This window comes from Paenibacillus sp. PDC88, from assembly GCF_900106725.1.
GTDB lineage: Bacteria > Bacillota > Bacilli > Paenibacillales > Paenibacillaceae > Paenibacillus > Paenibacillus shunpengii.
The window spans coordinates 119,177-135,493 of the sequence record NZ_FNNT01000001.1 but is presented as its reverse complement, the minus strand read 5'-3'; the positions used below and the strand labels follow the sequence as shown (position 1 = coordinate 135,493).

Genomic DNA, 16,317 nt, shown 5'->3' with positions numbered 1-16,317 from the left:
GGTACAGCATGAACGATTTGCTGACGGTTCGAGAGCTGAAAACCAATTTTCGTACAGAAACAGGAGAAGTGACGTCCGTTGATGACGTCAGCTTCTCTCTTCAAGAAGGCGAGACCTTATGTATCGTCGGCGAATCTGGCTGCGGGAAGAGCGTGACATCTCTATCGATTCTGCGCTTACTTGGACGAAGTGGTTATATATCTCACGGATCCATTCGGTTTCAGGATAAAGAGCTGGCTGAGCTCCCCGAACATGAACTGATTAAACTTCGAGGCAAAGATATCGCCATGATCTTTCAGGACCCGATGTCCTCTCTTAATCCGGTATTCACCATCGGAAATCAATTGATCGAGGTTATTCGGATGCATCTAGATTTAAACGCTAAACAAGCCAAAGAGCACGCAATAACCTTGCTTAAGCAAGTCGGTTTTTCAAGAGCAGAGCAGATTCTTGGTCAATATCCCCATACCTTATCAGGTGGAATGAAACAGCGGGTTATGATTGCCATGGCTCTTGCCTGCAAGCCCAAGCTCCTGATTGCGGATGAACCTACGACAGCTCTGGATGTGACGATTCAAGCTCAAATTCTCCAGCTGATTAAGGATATTCGTTCTGAATATGGCACTTCAATCATGCTGATTACGCATGACCTGGGTGTTGTTGCAGAGATGGCGGATCGAATTATCGTGATGTATGCCGGTCAGGTGGTGGAGGAAGGGGAAGTGTTCGAGCTGTTTGACCATCCTGCACATCCCTACACCAATGGCTTGATGGAATCCATCCCTCATATAGAAATGGATGACGTGAAGCTTCGCTCTATTCAAGGTTCGGTTCCTTCCCTGCAGGAGATGCCTTCAGGCTGCAGATTTATGAAGCGATGCACAAGAGCTGGGGAACGATGTCATTCGCTGCCTCCGCTTACAGAGATTAAAGCAGGTCACAAAGTAAGATGCTGGTATCCAATCATGCCGGACAATTTGTCCAAGATCGAGGGGTGAATCGATGTCCACACTACAGATGAATAAAAAAGAAATCATTACAGCTGCAACACCGCTGCTTCAACTAGAATCTGTTCATAAATATTACTCGATCAAGAAAGGACTATTCTCGAAAACCATCGGTCATATCAAAGCGGTGGATGGGGTGGATTTAACGGTGTTTCCTGGAGAAACAGTCGGACTTGTAGGAGAGTCGGGTTGTGGAAAATCAACGCTTGGGAGAAGCATTGTTAAGCTGGAGGAGGTCAGCACAGGTAAGGTTTTATTTGAGGGAAAGGATCTTGCTCCGCTGCCTCTTGGACAAATGCGAGGAATCAGGCGCGACTTGCAAATGATCTTTCAAGATCCGTATTCATCCTTGAATCCGAGAAAGCGGGTCGTGGACTTAATGACAGAGCCGCTCAAAGTACTACGGGGGATGACGGATGGAGAGGCTCTGCAGCAGGCTTCTTGGCTTATGGAGATTGTTGGGCTCCCTCTCTCAAGTCTTGGTAAATATCCACACGAATTCTCGGGAGGCCAGCGACAGAGAATAGGCATTGCTCGCGCTGTGGCCCTGAAGCCTAAACTCATCGTATGTGATGAGCCAGTCTCGGCACTGGATGTGTCGATTCAAGCCCAAATTTTGAACTTGCTGAAGGATTTACAACAAGAGTTTAATCTGACATACCTGTTCATTGGACATGGACTAGGCTCAGTTAAATATATGAGCGACCGAATTGCAGTCATGTATTTAGGGAAAATCGTTGAGTTTGCTTCTGCCAAAGCTTTGTTTCAGCATCCGAAGCATCCTTATACCAAAGCATTATTGGATGCTTATCCTGTCCCGAATCCACATCTTCGAAATAAAGAGCGGATCCTCCTGCAAGGGGATGTTCCGAGTCCGGCAGCACCACCGACAGGCTGTCGTTTTCATACCCGCTGCCCACTGGCAAATCATAAATGTAAGGAAGAAGAACCTGTGCTGACCAATAATGGATCTGAACAGAACCATCATTATGCCTGTCATTATCCGCTCATAAGTAACCCAATAGTGAGGACTCGAGAAGAGGGGGCACTCTATGTTTAATTACATTATCCGTAGATTACTTATCGCCCTTCCGGTGCTTCTTGGTGTTACCTTTCTAAATTTTGTGCTGATTAACCTAGCCCCTGGTGACCCGGTGGATATGTATGTGAATCCGGATGTAACGGAGGAGGACAAGCAGATCCGGAGAGAGGCTCTAGGGCTCAATGATCCATTTATGATCCGTTATTTTAAATGGCTTGCAAACTTATTACAGGGTGATCTTGGGCATTCCTTCAGCTCATTCCAGCCTGTTACGGCCATGATTGCTGAACGCATTGGTCCGACCTTGCTGTTAGTCGGAGCTTCTATTTTGTTTGGTTATTTAATTGCTATACCGATTGGGATATATTGTGCTGTCAAATCTGGCTCCAAATTTGATTACTTGATGTCAACGGGCTCTCTTCTTGGTGTATCCATTCCCAATTTTTTTCTTGGACTAGGTCTTATTTATATCTTCGGTGTTCTGCTAGGTATACTTCCTACCGGTGGTATGAACTCGATGGGAGGAAGCGGAGGGTTCTGGGATACACTGACTCACCTTATCCTGCCTACAATTACGCTAGGGACCTCCATATCCGGGGGCATGATCCGTTATGTGCGTTCAAGTGTCATTGAAGTGCTCGGGCAGGAATATCTCAGGACGGCCAGGGCAAAGGGAATGAAGGAATTTATCGTTATTAATAAACATGCGCTAAAAAATGCGCTAATCCCTCTTATCACGATTGCGGGTCTTGATATTCCCATACTCATCGGCGGGGCAGTGATTACGGAAACGATCTTTCAGTGGAACGGAATGGGGCAGCTCACCATTCAAGCCATATTCTCAAGAGATTTTCCACTGCTTATGGGCGTGAATATGCTGGCCGCCTTGTCTGTGTTAGCCGCAAACCTATGGTCTGATGTGATGTATGCGGTCGTTGATCCACGTATCAAATACAGTTAATGAAAGGAGTGAGAAAGTATGCCTTCACTGAATGTGCAGCCTATTGCAGCTTCAGAAGATAGGACATCAGCAGCCATGGCTCAAGTGCCTTCCTATGAAGTGGATAGCTACTGGAGAATGATTAGACAGCGATTTATGCAGCACAAGCTTGCTGTAGCAGGCCTTATAATCATGGGATTATTAATTCTCATTGGTATATTTGCGCCATTAATCGCGCCATACGATCCGAATGCAATTATAGGTGCGTTCTCCGCACCCCCTTCTGGGGCTCACTGGCTTGGAACGGATCAGGTAGGAAGAGATGTGCTCAGCAGGTTGATATATGCTACTCGGGTATCGCTTGCGGTAGGTGTTATCACCGTAATCCTGTATGTACTAATAGGTACAGTAGTTGGCGCCATTGCAGGTTATGTCGGAGGATGGGTTGACATGCTGATCAATCGAATTATTGATGTGTTTATGTCATTTCCCAGCATGATGGTCATTCTTGTACTGGTAACCGTACTTGGTACAGGACTCTCAAATATTATTATCGTGCTTGCTCTGCTTGGATGGCCAGCAGTTGCAAGACTGGTGAGAGGCAGTGTGCTCTCACTTCGGCAAACTGAATTTGTAAGAGCCGGGATCGCGCTTGGTTTCAGTTCACCTCGCCTCATCTTCGGACATATCTTACCGAATGCGATGGGACCTATTCTCGTCAATGCGACTTTTGGAGCAGCTGCCGCGATTCTATCTGAATCCTCTCTTAGCTTTTTGGGAATGGGCGTTCAGCCGCCGGCTGCAAGCTGGGGGAATATGCTGAATGCAGCACAGTCCATTACTGCACTGACCACTCAGCCGTGGTTATGGATTCCGCCGGGGCTCGTTATTATACTGTCCGTACTGTCCATTAATTTTATAGGTGATGGTATCCGTGATGCGATGGACTCACGCAGGACGGGTGTATGAAAGTAGAGGGCATATGAAGAATACCAAGCTCGATTTGCTGAAAAAATATCCAAGAGATGCGCTGCTGTTTATTGCCGCCAGCTTTGTCAATTCCACAGGCAAAGCGATCATGTGGCCACTAACTACACTATATGTTCACAATATAATGGGGAAATCCTATGGTGAGGCCGGACTCATTGTGTTATATCAAGCGCTGTGCAGTGTAATCGGTGAAATAGTAGGGGGGAATTTGTATTACCGGCTTGGCCCGAAGCTCCTGATTACCGGCTCCTTTATTCTGTCTGCTGCCGCGCTGTATGGTATAGCCTTCACTGACAGCTGGCCGGCGTATATTTTATGCGTGTGCTTGCTTGGCTTCGTTAACGGAATTGCACTTCCATCCTTGAACGCCTATGTTGGGTTTCGTTGGAAAGAGCATCGAAGAACACTGTATAACCTGATGTATGTATGCAACAATTTCGGTTTGTCCATTGGAGCGATGGTGGGTGGTCTAATTGCTTCTATTTCCTTTACTTTAACCTATACGTTCACAGGAACAACAACACTCTTATTTGCCATATTTTTGCTATTTTTTATGCGTGTACGTGCAGGCACCTCTTCACATCCTCACTCTATTCCGAATACAGATAAGAATCCCAATATAATAGAAGAAAGTAACCCGCTAATAATGGAAGAGGCACATTTGGATCGAAAAAGCTTATTGAAAAACATGAGCATATATTTATTTATTTCACTTGGTGCCATGTTCTTCTGGATTTCCTTCTCTCTCTGGTCAACGGGAATTGCTCCTTACATAGACGAGAAGGGGATGGATCTTAAGTTCTACAGTCTGCTGTGGACAATCAATGGTTTTGTAATCTTGTTCGGACAACCTTTTACTGCCTGGATGAAAAGCCGTTTTGCACAAACAATCGTTCGGCAAATGTTTGTAAGTGCAATATTCTCAGCTATTGCGTTTACTTTCATCCTGTTCTTCCATGATCAGTACATTTACCTCGTTCTCGGCATGATCCTGGCGACAATCGGTGAGATGATGCTGCTGCCGACAATTCCTACTTTTTTCTCTGAACGAACAGGCCCTTATGCACCTTTCTATATGGGGTTGTCCGGAGGATTTGCCAATGTGGGAAGAATGATTGGTCCGTTAATGTTCGGTAATGTATATGATCTTTGGGGGATTGTTCCGGTTATTTTTCTAGGCACGATGTCTTCATTTGCTGCACTTGCGATGTTCTATATTCATTCCAACTTAAACAAAAAAGAAGAGCCTGTGCACACCATATCGTTGAGACCAGAGACCCTGGGGAAATAAGCAAATAAGCTCAAAGGTTAAGAAAGGAGACTAACAAATTAGCCGTCATTTGTTAAGCACAAGTGACGGCTTGTTTAGCTAATTAGAGAAGGAGTATGATGATAAATTCTACAAATCCTCCGCCCCAGCGTACAACATTCCTTGAAGGACGGCAATCCACGCAAATGAATACACCAATACAAAAAGTTCAGAGCCCAATTCTGTATTTACAAGCAACTTTAAAGTATAAGGTCGCGTCCTATATAGAGGAGGTGCTGAATGATGAAAATCCGAACTCAAATGATATGGTTATTACTATTTGTATTTACGATTGCAGGGTGTGGTCAGAGTACGGAAGGGGGGCCTGTCCCTGATCCAGGAGTTGACCAAGGCGTTGTGGAGCCGAATGAGCCCGAGGCAGTAATCAAGGAAGCGAGAGGAACGCTTACAGGTCTTGCCGATCCGCACACGGTTGAGATTGTAATCGATGGCAAGCCGACAGCCTTTCAGTTAGGCGAGGGAATGCAGGATGCGATTGCAGAGGTAGAAGAGAACAGCGTGCTTGAGTTTAAATATGAAGAGCGACCGATTGAAGGCCAGGACTCCCTTCAGCAGTTGGTTCTCATTGAGATTATAAGCTCTGCACAAGGAAGTGAGGGTCCTAAAGGCATTGATTCTGAATCACCGGGAGACGGAAGACCTGCCGTAACAGAGATCGAATTGCAGCTTGAAGGTACGACGGAGCAAAAAGAAGCAGAGCTGGTAAAAGCAGCAGATGGATATTCTCTATATGTGTTTGATATATTCACCTTTAATCCTGAGACCGGTGTGTTGTCTATGGATGTGGATCCGGACTATGAGGTGAAGATTGGTCAAGAGAGCGGTGATACGGAGCTTGTACAGTTAAGAGAAGAGGGGATAACCAGACTCTCTAAGTATGGCACGGTAGAAGAACAGGAAAGTGGCAGCATAGACGATGCAAGCCTGTATCTAAAAGTACGGGAAGAAACGACAGGTGATTCCTATGAATATATCATCAAGGATATAGATGGCACCTGGTTCATTTATGAGGTATCCATCCCGCAAGGAGAACCGACGGAAGGGTTTAAGCCTCACGCCTATGCTTCTCTAAATACAATTGAGCTTGATCAATAGAGGCTCTCATACGTGGATAATAGGTCCGATACCGCTTAAGGGTTCGGACCTTTTTTCATTATCTAGGAGTTATCACTCATGAATAATCGCTTCCGAAAATTTCGTGGTGATATGCCTTCCTGTTTGGTGAAGCAGGATGTGAAGTACGCAGCCTGATTAAAGCCTACTTCTTCAGCAACCCGGCTGATGGATAGATCTGTTTGTAATAGCAGCAGCTTTGCCTGCTCGATTCGGTATTGCAGCAAATACTCGACTGGAGAACAATTGAATTCCTTCTGCATGCACCGTGCGATATAGACAGGGTGAAAATTGATATGCTCTCCCATGGTCTGAGCTTTGAATTCCTCCCGATAATACTTGCGTATATACGCAGCAGCTTTACTGGCGCACGTAGAGGAAGGCGAGGAAGTCGGAGGCTCAAGTGCTCCTGCCAAATGCTCCATCAGCTCTTGAAAGACAAGCTGCTGTTTCCATAAGGATGGAGTATGATGACCATGCTGTACAAGCCCGGTTAATGTTCGAAGCAATTCCTCTGTTCTGTCTATGCTTGGCAGCGTGCCGAACTGGGGGATCTGTAACGTGAAGTAATTCGGGACCATTAACTGCAGCTCGGAAGAATCATGGCTCGGAAGCTTCAGAGATGAAGAATCCGTACTCCATGAGCTGGAAGATTGAAAATGCAGCCAGTAATAGGTTGTATCCTCCGAGCAATCTTTCGTCCCGTAATGATGCGCATCCGGCCGTAGTATTAAATATTTCCCTGCGCTGATCTGATAGGCAGTTCCGTTCTCTGTGACATCAAGCTCACCAGAGAGCACAACCAGCAGATCAAATATGCCGATATTCCTGCGGTTTGGATGCTTACCTGCCATAGGTCCATTACAAATCCCGCTCATGATATACTCCGGCAGCGGAGGGACGGAGAAATGAAGAATCGTCATAATAAAGCCCTTTCATTTCCTTAGGTTTGAATATTATAAGTTTGAGTTCATAAAATGATATTATCCATTTAGTATACCATCTATAATTTGAAAATGTTGAGGCGTTCAGAATGCTTTTTGTAATAAACGCTTATTTTGTTGTGGAGGTTGGAATATTAGATATGGATAGTAAAAAGTTTACGTTGTGGGTGCTGGCATGGCCCATATTTATTGAGCTGTTTCTGCAGTTTCTGCTCGGAGCAGTCGATACATTAATGGTAAGCCGGATCTCCGACGATGCTGTCGCTGTTGTTGGATTCTCTAATCAGCTGTTCCAGGCAATGACGGTCTTGTTTACAACGATTGCCAGCGGGGCGGGGATTCTGATTGCTCAGAAGCTGGGCTCAAGCAAGAAGCAGGATGCGCGCATTATCGGTATAATGGCCTTTAGCGTGACAACGCTGATCGGCATACTGTGCAGCGTCGTTCTGTATGTGTTTCCAGAACAAATTTCTACACTGCTGCAGCTCCCAGCTGGATTGCTTCCGCTCGCAGGGACTTATATTTCGATTGTAGGCGGGGGTATGGTGCTCGTGGCAATGATGGCGACGATGAGCACGGTGATTCGGAATACAGGAAATACGAAGGGGCCTATGTATGTTGCCATCGGGATGAATATTATCCACGTCTTCTTTAACTATGGATTCATATTCGGGGCCTTCGGTTTCCCGCAGTGGGGACTTACTGGAGTAGCGATCTCAACGGTCGTAAGCCGGCTTTTGGCTGTATTACTGCTGTTCTACATGTTCCTTCGTTCATTTGACTATAAGATACAGTGGAAGGAATTCCGGATATTTAACAAGCCTTTGTTCGGCGAGATTATGAAGATCGGCTGGCCGCTTGGGGTCAATTCCTCCTGCTGGGTCTTTACACAGCTTATCCTTTACTCTTTTATCGCGACGCTGGGATCGGCAGAACTGGCAGCGAGAACTTATATGAACACTCTGGAATCGTTCTGTTTCCTGCTTGGATCCTCAATTGCGATGGCAGCTCAAATTCAAATTGCGCATTTGTTTGGTGCAGGCAAAATAAAGGAAGCATACCGCAGTGCTTACAGGGCCCTGGGTATCGGGGCAATATATGTTGTCGTCAATGCATTTATACTCTTTGTATTCGGAAGACATATATTAGGTTTGTTCACCGATGATCAGACGATCATTGCGATTGGGGCCTCCTTGCTCGGGATGAATCTGATCCTGCAGCCGGGAAAAATGCTCAATATGGCACTCGGCAGCTCGCTCAATGCGATTGGTGATACGAGGTTTACAATGTATATCTCACTAGGATCGATGTGGATTGTAGCTACCGGGCTCTCTTACGTACTGGGAGTTCACATGGGATGGGGGCTGGTCGGAATTTATTCCTGCATGATCGCTGATGAATATTTAAGAGGAATCCTGTCTTATTACAGATGGAGAGGAAAGAAATATTTGAAGAAGGCAGAAGTGAGCAGCAACGAAGCTGTAACTCCTCCGTCTGTTGAAACGATACCTGCAATATAAATTGAAATCATCATTTAATGAAGAGTCCTTCTTATCATAGACAGGGCTCTTTATTTGTTTCACCTATTATTGACATAACCTGTGGCTTGCTGCTGTATAAATTACAAAATACCTACAGCTTCTCTCATTTCTCTTCTCTAATGCCAGAAACCTGATTTTGATTGATACTTATATGAAATATATATTGACATCACATGGTTGAATCAGACTATAATAACTCAAGTTAGTTATATAAAATATTCAAATCTTGGATATTTATAAAATGTTGGGAGGGATAAGTTAAGTTACATGACGCGATGAATGTAAAAGTATAATTCTCAGGAGGTTTGCAAATGGAGTCATTTGTTAATTGGTTAAACGGAATTATATGGAGTGACGCATTAATTTATCTATGTTTAGCGACAGGACTCTTTTATACTTTTGCAACGAGGTTTATGCAGGTAAGAATGGTTAAGGAAATGATTCAATTGATGTTTAAAGGGAAGAGCTCTGATGCGGGGGTCTCCTCCTTCCAAGCCTTGTCCATGGCTTTGGCGGGAAGAGTTGGAACAGGTAATATCGCAGGTGTAGCCACCGCCATCGCTTTCGGCGGACCGGGTGCAGTATTCTGGATGTGGCTGATTGCCTTCCTGGGTGCAGGCTCTGCTTTTGTTGAAGCAGCATTGGGTCAAGTGTACAAGACGAAGCAGGATGGGCAGTTTCGTGGTGGCCCCGCTTATTACATAGAGAAAGGTCTGAACATGAAATGGTATGCGGTCCTTTTTGCGATCGTGACCGTACTGGCTACCGGTGTGCTTCTTCCTGGTGTTCAAGCGAATAGTATTGCCTCAGGAATGACAACGGCCTTTAATATTGATCCTGTCATTACTGGCATCGTTCTTGTGGTTCTTCTGGCTGTTATTATCTTTGGAGGGGTAAAGCGGATTGCTAATGTTGCCCAGATCGTGGTTCCTTTCATGGCTGGAGGCTATATCATTATGGCAGTCCTTATTGTAATCGCGAATTTCTCTGAAATTCCAGCAGTATTCAGCATGATTTTTTCGAGTGCATTTGGTGCCCATGCTGCCTTTGGTGGAATTATTGGAGCAGCAATCAGCTGGGGTGTGAAGCGCGGAATTTATTCCAATGAAGCAGGACAGGGAACGGCGCCGCATGCGGCTGCTGCTGCTGAAGTATCCCATCCTGCGAAGCAGGGCTTGGTTCAGGCATTCTCAATCTATATTGATACATTGTTTGTATGCTCTGCTACGGCATTCATGATTCTGATCACGGGAATGTACAATGTAATTCCAGAAGGTGCAGCTCCGATTGTTAATAACTTGGGTGATGTTAGTCCAGGTCCTGATTTCACGATCAGGGCAGTAGAGACCTTCCTTCCAGGCTTTGGTGCTCCGTTCATTGCGATTGCACTGTTATTCTTTGCCTTCACGACCATCATGGGCTACTATTATATGGCCGAGACTAATCTTGCTTATATTAATCAGAAGACACGCCGGATATGGGCTGAGTTCGCACTCAAATTGGTCATCCTGTTCGCAACGTTTTACGGCAGTGTGAAAACAGCGAGTCTTGCATGGGGACTCGGGGATATTGGCGTTGGCAGTATGGCGTGGCTCAATATTATTGCAATTCTTCTTCTTACCAAACCTGCTCTCAAGGTGCTTAGAGATTATGAAGCACAGAAAAAAGAAGGCAAAGACCCCGTATTCGATCCGGTTAAGCTGGGCATCAAGAATGCTGAGTTCTGGGAGAAGGAGTACATTCCAGAAGTACCTTCAGACAAGAAGAGTAACAACACATTCAATTTTTAATCATACCTGTTCGATGACGACCATCAGCCAAAGCCCGCATATTACAGTGTAACGAATAGAGCATCCACGTGAAGATATGGTATGATTACAGTGAATGTACTACATTAACTGTGGAGCTGACAGAATGCGCAATAATAAATGGAACAAATATGCAGGTATCGGCTTGATACTGGTGGGCCTGCTCGTCATGACATTAACAGGGAGAGATCAATTCATCGGATTCATCCCTATGCTGATCGGTCTTGTGTTTGTAGGAATCTATGCGGCCAGGACGTTTAAAGAAGTGCGGAAAACGATGAATAACCATGATGAGTAGAAGTACGGACAGTGCAAGGGACTCTTCCTGAGAAACGTCAGGCAGAGTCCCTTTTTTTGTTGCTTATAGTGAGCGTTCCTTCTGCTCCATGAGATAAGTAGGGTGAGTATTCATAAATAGTTCCTCTGGTTCTTCATCATATAGCCGGATGCTAAGCACTACTCCCATGCAAGCCATGTTAATGAGCAGTGAAGATCCACCGAAGCTGAGAAAAGGCAGCGTAATTCCTGTCAGCGGCATTAAACCGATAAACATCCCGATATTCTCAAATATTTGATAGAGCAGCATGGACACGATTCCGACAATGATAACAGGACCTTCGCTGCTCTTGCACTCCAGCGCGATGGTAATGAGTCTGTGAACAATAATGAAATACAGAAATAAAATGACAGATACACCAAGAAATCCAAACTCCTCTGCGGCTACAACGATAATCGAATCAGAATAGGTGTATGGGACAAAGCCCGACTGAACGTAAGCACCGCTGAGAAAGCCCTTGCCAAATAATCCGCCCGAAGCAATAGCCAGCTTGGCATTGTTGGTATGGTAGGTGGCATCCTTGCTCGCTTCATCGGGAAGTAGCCAAGCGTCAAACCGATCCAGCCAGTGTTCTTTGTCTATATCCGTCAAGAAGCTGGTAATCTCATCATGAAAACCGATATACGATTTGATTCCTCCATACACGAGCACAGCGATAAGTAACATAATCAGCAGGGTATGCATGTTTTTCATATTACCAATCCATAGAATACCCAGCAGAATGACGACATAGCAGAGTGCGTTTCCCATATCATTCTGCACCATAACGAACGCGAAGGGAACAAAGGTGAGGAGAGAAATGGGCACAACGTCTTTCCAGAAGAAGAGCTCCCGCTGCTTGGCTGCTACAATAGCGGCAAGACTCAAAATCAATATGAATTTAAACACTTCTGCTGGCTGTACATTGACAGGTCCTAAGCTGATCCAGCCTTTGGCACCATTAATGACATCTCCGAAGAAGGCAACATAGAGAAGCAGCAATAGACCAGCCGCAAACAGAATCCAATGATATTTAATGAACAGCTTGTAATTAATAAATGCCGTCCCAAAGAGTACGACAAATCCAAGCATATAATAGAGCAGCATCGTCTTGTCAGAGCCGGCCATGATCGGATCAGACTGAATGCCGCTGTGAATGAGAAGAATGCTCGCAACCATAAAAAAGCATAGAATGATAACGATCGTCCAGTCTATTTTCTTGAGATGGGATAGCATGATTAACTCCTCTCTATTTGTTGTCTCTTCTATTAAATTATAGTTCAGTCATCAAATCTTTACCAATTACCTGTGTGCAAGCTTAACAGCTTTACTTACCACTGTGAATTAGATGGGTTAGGATATTATGGCGAAAATTAGAATTATATAGAATAAAATTAGAAACTTTTTCCGATACAGAGCGTCTAATACTATGATTTTTAGAGGAGAATAGAAAAATAGAACAGAAGGAGTTAAAGAATGAAACTGAAGAAACTATCCATGCTAACCGTCCTGGCCTTGTCACAGATCGCTTCAGCTATCCCGGTTAGTGCACAATCTACCGTAACCAATGCTCCACAAGAATCGGACGTGAGCAAAGTTCTCGAGCAGAGCCTGACATCTCAAGAGACTGGAAACGAAGCTTCTGTCTCTGATCAGCAAGGCTCTCAAGGAGAACTTGAAAATAACAGTTCTGTTACAAACGAGCCAGCGCCATTGCCAAACGCACCTACTGAAACGGAAACGGGTGAGGTGGCTGAACCGCCTGCAGAAGTTATTGACAATACGGATACGACGGACCCTATACCTGCGGCTTCCGCTAATGAGCTGATACTGCACTTTAACAGCACGAAGATGGAGCAAGGCGGCCAAGTATATAATGCACCTCAGCCAATGCAAGTTAAGAAAGGGGTATCGTATGTTCCGATCCGTGCCCTTGTGGACCGTGTAGGCTATAAGGTGACTTATGACAAGAAAACCAAGGAAACCATTATTACGAGCGGAACCAACGAGCTGCGCTTCAAAACGGATAGCAGCAAGTATACGGTTAATGGAGTTTCAAAGTCGATGAAAGGTACCTCCTTCCAAACGAAGAATACCTTCATGGTCCCGCTGACTGCGATTACTCAAGCACTTAATATATCTTATAAGGTAGACAATGTCGGCAAGCGAATCATTATGGATGTGTCGGTTAAGCCTGTTGCCAAGTTCACAATCCAGGAGAAGGAGATTTTTGCTGGCCAAACAACACTTACGTATGTAACGGAAGCGACTTCACCTTCAGGACTTGAGATTGTTAACGAACGCTGGGAAGGCAGACAGGACATTTATGCTCAAGCAGGCGAGTACACCATTACATACACGGTACAAGACGAGAACGGAACCTGGAGTGATCCATACAGCCAGAAGATAACCGTACTCCAGCCTAATCTGCCGCCAGTTGCCATGTTCACGACGGATAAGGATGAATATCGAATGGGCGAATTCATTACCATTACGGATCAAAGTACCGACGATGGTCAAATTGTGAAGCATGATTGGAGCAATAAAGCGTATGCACATTTCACGCCAGGACCCAAAACGATCAGCCTTACGGTAACCGACAATAAAGGGTTAACAGCTACTTATGAGAAGACGATTATTGTTACTGGGGAAACGCTGTATTCTGCAGATGACTTTAATAAGCTGCTGCTGCCTCCAGGGGAGAAGTTCTCGTTTGACGGGTCTAATGTGCCTGCTCTTCCAAAAATCAACTATTCATATTATGATGAGCCCAGCACACTCATTCGCAGTAACAGTCCGGAAACCGTTAACAGTGAAGGTATTGTATATAAGGAAACCTCTGTGGGTAACACCCGCTTTATGATTCACCATGTGAACAATGTCGGCAAGAACGTGAAGATGTATGTAGTCGCGACGAACAAGAACGCCACGAAGGCAACTATAACGACAGAGAATCTTGGATTTGCCGGTCCGACAGGTATTGCAACCGCAGCGGGTAAGAAATCCGTGTACAATTATTTTGAATCCATGCAGAACGGCTCCAAACGATCGATGCTGACACTCGAACCGGGAGAGAGCAAGCTGGTGATGACAGAGCTGAGTAAGACGAGAATGAAGCAAGGAGATGTTATCTCGTTATTCTCTGATATGCACAGCGACTATCCGATTGAGTACAATGTCGTGATGATTGATGAGAAGCTTGATCCGCTTACCGTGCTTGGTGAGCTGCCTGTTCTCGATCGTGATGGCGTACACAACCGAGGAACGTACCCGAATTCGACTCGAGTCATTCGTTATTCTGAGTATGTTGGGGATTCCGCACAGCGTTTAGCTCTAGGTGATAATCAGGACGATCCGAATCTGGCGGGTATGGACCCTATGCTTGGTGTTGAAGCCTCCAACACAGGTAACTTCGGCGTACTGTACAAAATTACATTTGATAACGTAGCGGCTAATACACTGATCTCCTTCAATCCACGTGGAGGTAAGTATTCTGGTTATGCCATGGTCAACGGTAACATTACGGCGATCTATTCTGCCGGACAGGTCAGTGCACCTAATGAGCAGGCAATATTATACCGTACAGGAAACTATAGTCAAAAAGTAGAAATCCTGATGACTGCAGCCCCAGGAAGTAATTTGCCTGTCAATCTGCTCTTTACACCACTGCCAGAGAAAAAAGAATAGTTATCCTAATTAACAAACAGCCATGTATCCTGAAGCACCTGGGATAGATGGCTGTTTGACGTTATTCGATACCGAGCATCTCGAGTCCCAGCTCAATCCTGGGATCATCCTGATTGTCGGTCAGATATACGGCGTACACTTTGGAGGGTGGAACAGTAAATTCAGTGGGCAGCTCGTACAGCTGTCCTGTCTGAATATAGGGGTCCGCTATTGCGCGAGGTAGATAACCAAATCCACCTCCCTGCAGAAGCATGGTCAGCATAATTGCCGAATGATCGGTCTGAAGCGGAGGAATATAGGCATCACCCACGATACCCCTGAACCATTCTGGAAAGGGACGGCCCCATTCAATATGATAATAATTCTGATCATAGAAATCAGTCCTTGTGATGAAGTTCTCTCTCGGTTTGGATGAAACGAGTATAATTTCCTCCTCAAACAAGAACTTCTTCGTAAATTTCGGATGTACTGGCGGATCGTAACGAAGGGCGAGCTGTACGATTCCATCGAGTAACAGGTCACGAATCATATAGCTGGAGTCAATATAGCTTAGAAATTTGACAGCAATACTTGGGTGCTTTTCTCTGAAATCAAGCATGTTCTGCAAATAAGTGTAGTGCCATACGGACCCAGGTCCGCTAACAATAAGGTGATGATCCACTTCCTCTTGGAGTGTCACCTTACTCTCCTCGTAAATTCGCAGCATTCTCTCTGCATAAGGTAAAAAGGCGATGCCTGCTTGAGTAAGACGGACATTTCGTTTATCCCGGTCGAGCAGTGTTTTTCCTAATGTGGCTTCGAGCGCTTTGATTCTGGCCGTAACCGCAGATTGTGAAATATGTAGAAATTCCGCCGCTTTCGTAAAATTGCGAATCTTACAAACAGCCAGTAAAGCTTCAATCTGTGTGATATCCATATGAATATGACCTGCTCTCCAATTATTCGAAATATTAATTATTATAATACATATTATTCGTTATACAAATGGATAAGGACGCGTTATGATTTTGTAAACATGAAATGGGAGGGAAGATCAATGCAAGAACAAGTAAGGATTAAGCAATTGTCTATAGTAGAAGATCATATTGAAGAGTTAGCAGACTTATTGGTAGATGTAGTTAATGACGGGGCTTCGATCGGATTTCTGCCACCCTTGACGAAGGCTGAGTCTAGAGTCTATTGGGACGACGTCATACAGGAGGATGTGCGTTGTTTTGTATTAATAGAGAATGGTAAAGTCGTAGGATCCGTACAGCTTCAGTTATGTATGAAGAAGAACGGACTTCATAGAGCTGAGATTGCTAAGCTTATGATTCATCCTTCTGCCAGACGGCAGGGATACGGAAGAAGGTTATTAGACGCCGCTGAAACGAGCGCTAGGGAGGATAAGAGGACGTTAATCGTTCTGGATACGAGAGATGGAGATCCCTCCAATCTCCTGTATCAATCCCATGGTTATATATACGCTGGTCAAATCCCGCTCTATGCTAGAAGCGAAACGGGAGAGCTCGATCCCACGAATTACTATTATAAAATCTTAAAATAACCAGACTGCCAGCTAGCTCAAGCAGATTGTAAAAAAGAGTCTCAGCTAGAACA

The 16,317-nt window shown here is 45.0% G+C and carries 14 protein-coding genes; 11 read left to right on the top strand and 3 right to left on the bottom strand.

What is annotated here, in order from left to right; genetic code table 11:
* Positions 1–8: 8 nt before the first annotated feature.
* From BLW49_RS00545 to BLW49_RS00520, 6 genes are all read left to right on the top strand, one after another.
* Complete coding sequence (locus BLW49_RS00545) at positions 9–998, top strand: ABC transporter ATP-binding protein (RefSeq protein ID WP_076310867.1); 990 nt, start codon at positions 9–11, stop codon at positions 996–998.
* Positions 999–1,002: 4 nt separating this feature from the next.
* Positions 1,003–2,067, top strand: coding sequence for an ABC transporter ATP-binding protein (locus BLW49_RS00540; protein WP_256209519.1), 1,065 nt, complete (start codon positions 1,003–1,005; stop codon positions 2,065–2,067).
* Positions 2,060–3,010 (top strand): ABC transporter permease, encoded by a 951-nt coding sequence (locus tag BLW49_RS00535; protein ID WP_076310866.1) that lies wholly within the window; start codon positions 2,060–2,062, stop codon positions 3,008–3,010. Before BLW49_RS00540 ends, BLW49_RS00535 begins: the two co-directional genes overlap by 8 nt.
* Before the next feature lie 75 nt (positions 3,011–3,085).
* Positions 3,086–3,958 carry an oligopeptide ABC transporter permease gene (gene opp4C / locus BLW49_RS00530; protein WP_090723769.1) on the top strand — a complete coding sequence of 291 codons (873 nt, stop codon included), beginning with the start codon at positions 3,086–3,088 and terminating at the stop codon, positions 3,956–3,958.
* On the top strand, positions 3,927–5,270 hold the full coding sequence (locus BLW49_RS00525) for an MFS transporter (RefSeq protein ID WP_256209613.1): 1,344 nt from the start codon (positions 3,927–3,929) through the stop codon (positions 5,268–5,270). Before opp4C ends, BLW49_RS00525 begins: the two co-directional genes overlap by 32 nt.
* Positions 5,271–5,528: 258 nt before the next feature.
* Positions 5,529–6,404, top strand: coding sequence for a hypothetical protein (locus BLW49_RS00520; RefSeq protein WP_076310863.1), 876 nt, complete (start codon positions 5,529–5,531; stop codon positions 6,402–6,404).
* Positions 6,405–6,466: 62 nt separating this feature from the next.
* Here BLW49_RS00520 and BLW49_RS00515 read toward each other — a convergent pair whose 3' ends face one another.
* Positions 6,467–7,345, bottom strand: a complete 879-nt coding sequence (locus tag BLW49_RS00515) for an AraC family transcriptional regulator (protein ID WP_090722573.1) — start codon at positions 7,343–7,345, stop codon at positions 6,467–6,469.
* A gap of 161 nt (positions 7,346–7,506) precedes the next feature.
* Between BLW49_RS00515 and BLW49_RS00510 the strand changes: the two genes are divergently transcribed.
* From BLW49_RS00510 to BLW49_RS00500, 3 genes are all read left to right on the top strand, one after another.
* Positions 7,507–8,886 carry an MATE family efflux transporter gene (locus tag BLW49_RS00510; RefSeq protein ID WP_371264502.1) on the top strand — a complete coding sequence of 460 codons (1,380 nt, stop codon included), beginning with the start codon at positions 7,507–7,509 and terminating at the stop codon, positions 8,884–8,886.
* Positions 8,887–9,218: 332 nt separating this feature from the next.
* Positions 9,219–10,697, top strand: a complete 1,479-nt coding sequence (locus tag BLW49_RS00505; RefSeq protein ID WP_090722571.1) for an alanine/glycine:cation symporter family protein — start codon at positions 9,219–9,221, stop codon at positions 10,695–10,697.
* Between the two features lie 124 nt (positions 10,698–10,821).
* Complete coding sequence (locus BLW49_RS00500) at positions 10,822–11,013, top strand: hypothetical protein (RefSeq protein ID WP_076310860.1); 192 nt, start codon at positions 10,822–10,824, stop codon at positions 11,011–11,013.
* A 63-nt stretch (positions 11,014–11,076) separates the two neighbouring features.
* Here BLW49_RS00500 and BLW49_RS00495 read toward each other — a convergent pair whose 3' ends face one another.
* A complete protein-coding gene (locus BLW49_RS00495) occupies positions 11,077–12,267 on the bottom strand; it encodes an FtsW/RodA/SpoVE family cell cycle protein (protein ID WP_090722569.1) in 1,191 nt (396 codons plus the stop codon).
* A 240-nt stretch (positions 12,268–12,507) separates the two neighbouring features.
* On the opposite strand from BLW49_RS00495, the gene BLW49_RS00490 reads away from it, so the two are divergent.
* Positions 12,508–14,718, top strand: coding sequence for a stalk domain-containing protein (locus BLW49_RS00490; protein ID WP_090722567.1), 2,211 nt, complete (start codon positions 12,508–12,510; stop codon positions 14,716–14,718).
* 61 nt (positions 14,719–14,779) lie between these two features.
* Here BLW49_RS00490 and BLW49_RS00485 read toward each other — a convergent pair whose 3' ends face one another.
* On the bottom strand, positions 14,780–15,634 hold the full coding sequence (locus BLW49_RS00485) for a LysR family transcriptional regulator (protein WP_090722565.1): 855 nt from the start codon (positions 15,632–15,634) through the stop codon (positions 14,780–14,782).
* Positions 15,635–15,754: 120 nt separating this feature from the next.
* On the opposite strand from BLW49_RS00485, the gene BLW49_RS00480 reads away from it, so the two are divergent.
* On the top strand, positions 15,755–16,264 hold the full coding sequence (locus tag BLW49_RS00480; RefSeq protein WP_090722564.1) for a GNAT family N-acetyltransferase: 510 nt from the start codon (positions 15,755–15,757) through the stop codon (positions 16,262–16,264).
* Positions 16,265–16,317 lie beyond the last annotated feature (53 nt).

Bases quoted from the DNA above. Each gene is read 5' to 3' on its own strand.
- BLW49_RS00510 (WP_371264502.1), top strand. From the start codon at position 7,507: ATGGATAGTAAAAAGTTTACGTTGTGGGTGCTGGCATGGCCCATATTT.
- BLW49_RS00500 (WP_076310860.1), top strand. From the start codon at position 10,822: ATGCGCAATAATAAATGGAACAAATATGCAGGTATCGGCTTGATACTG.
- BLW49_RS00495 (WP_090722569.1), bottom strand. From the start codon at position 12,267: ATGCTATCCCATCTCAAGAAAATAGACTGGACGATCGTTATCATTCTA.
- BLW49_RS00485 (WP_090722565.1), bottom strand. From the start codon at position 15,634: ATGGATATCACACAGATTGAAGCTTTACTGGCTGTTTGTAAGATTCGC.
- opp4C (WP_090723769.1), top strand. From the start codon at position 3,086: ATGGCTCAAGTGCCTTCCTATGAAGTGGATAGCTACTGGAGAATGATT.
- BLW49_RS00505 (WP_090722571.1), top strand. From the start codon at position 9,219: ATGGAGTCATTTGTTAATTGGTTAAACGGAATTATATGGAGTGACGCA.
- BLW49_RS00515 (WP_090722573.1), bottom strand. From the start codon at position 7,345: ATGACGATTCTTCATTTCTCCGTCCCTCCGCTGCCGGAGTATATCATG.
- BLW49_RS00490 (WP_090722567.1), top strand. From the start codon at position 12,508: ATGAAACTGAAGAAACTATCCATGCTAACCGTCCTGGCCTTGTCACAG.
- BLW49_RS00525 (WP_256209613.1), top strand. From the start codon at position 3,927: ATGCGATGGACTCACGCAGGACGGGTGTATGAAAGTAGAGGGCATATG.
- BLW49_RS00535 (WP_076310866.1), top strand. From the start codon at position 2,060: ATGTTTAATTACATTATCCGTAGATTACTTATCGCCCTTCCGGTGCTT.
- BLW49_RS00480 (WP_090722564.1), top strand. From the start codon at position 15,755: ATGCAAGAACAAGTAAGGATTAAGCAATTGTCTATAGTAGAAGATCAT.
- BLW49_RS00520 (WP_076310863.1), top strand. From the start codon at position 5,529: ATGATGAAAATCCGAACTCAAATGATATGGTTATTACTATTTGTATTT.
- BLW49_RS00540 (WP_256209519.1), top strand. From the start codon at position 1,003: ATGTCCACACTACAGATGAATAAAAAAGAAATCATTACAGCTGCAACA.
- BLW49_RS00545 (WP_076310867.1), top strand. From the start codon at position 9: ATGAACGATTTGCTGACGGTTCGAGAGCTGAAAACCAATTTTCGTACA.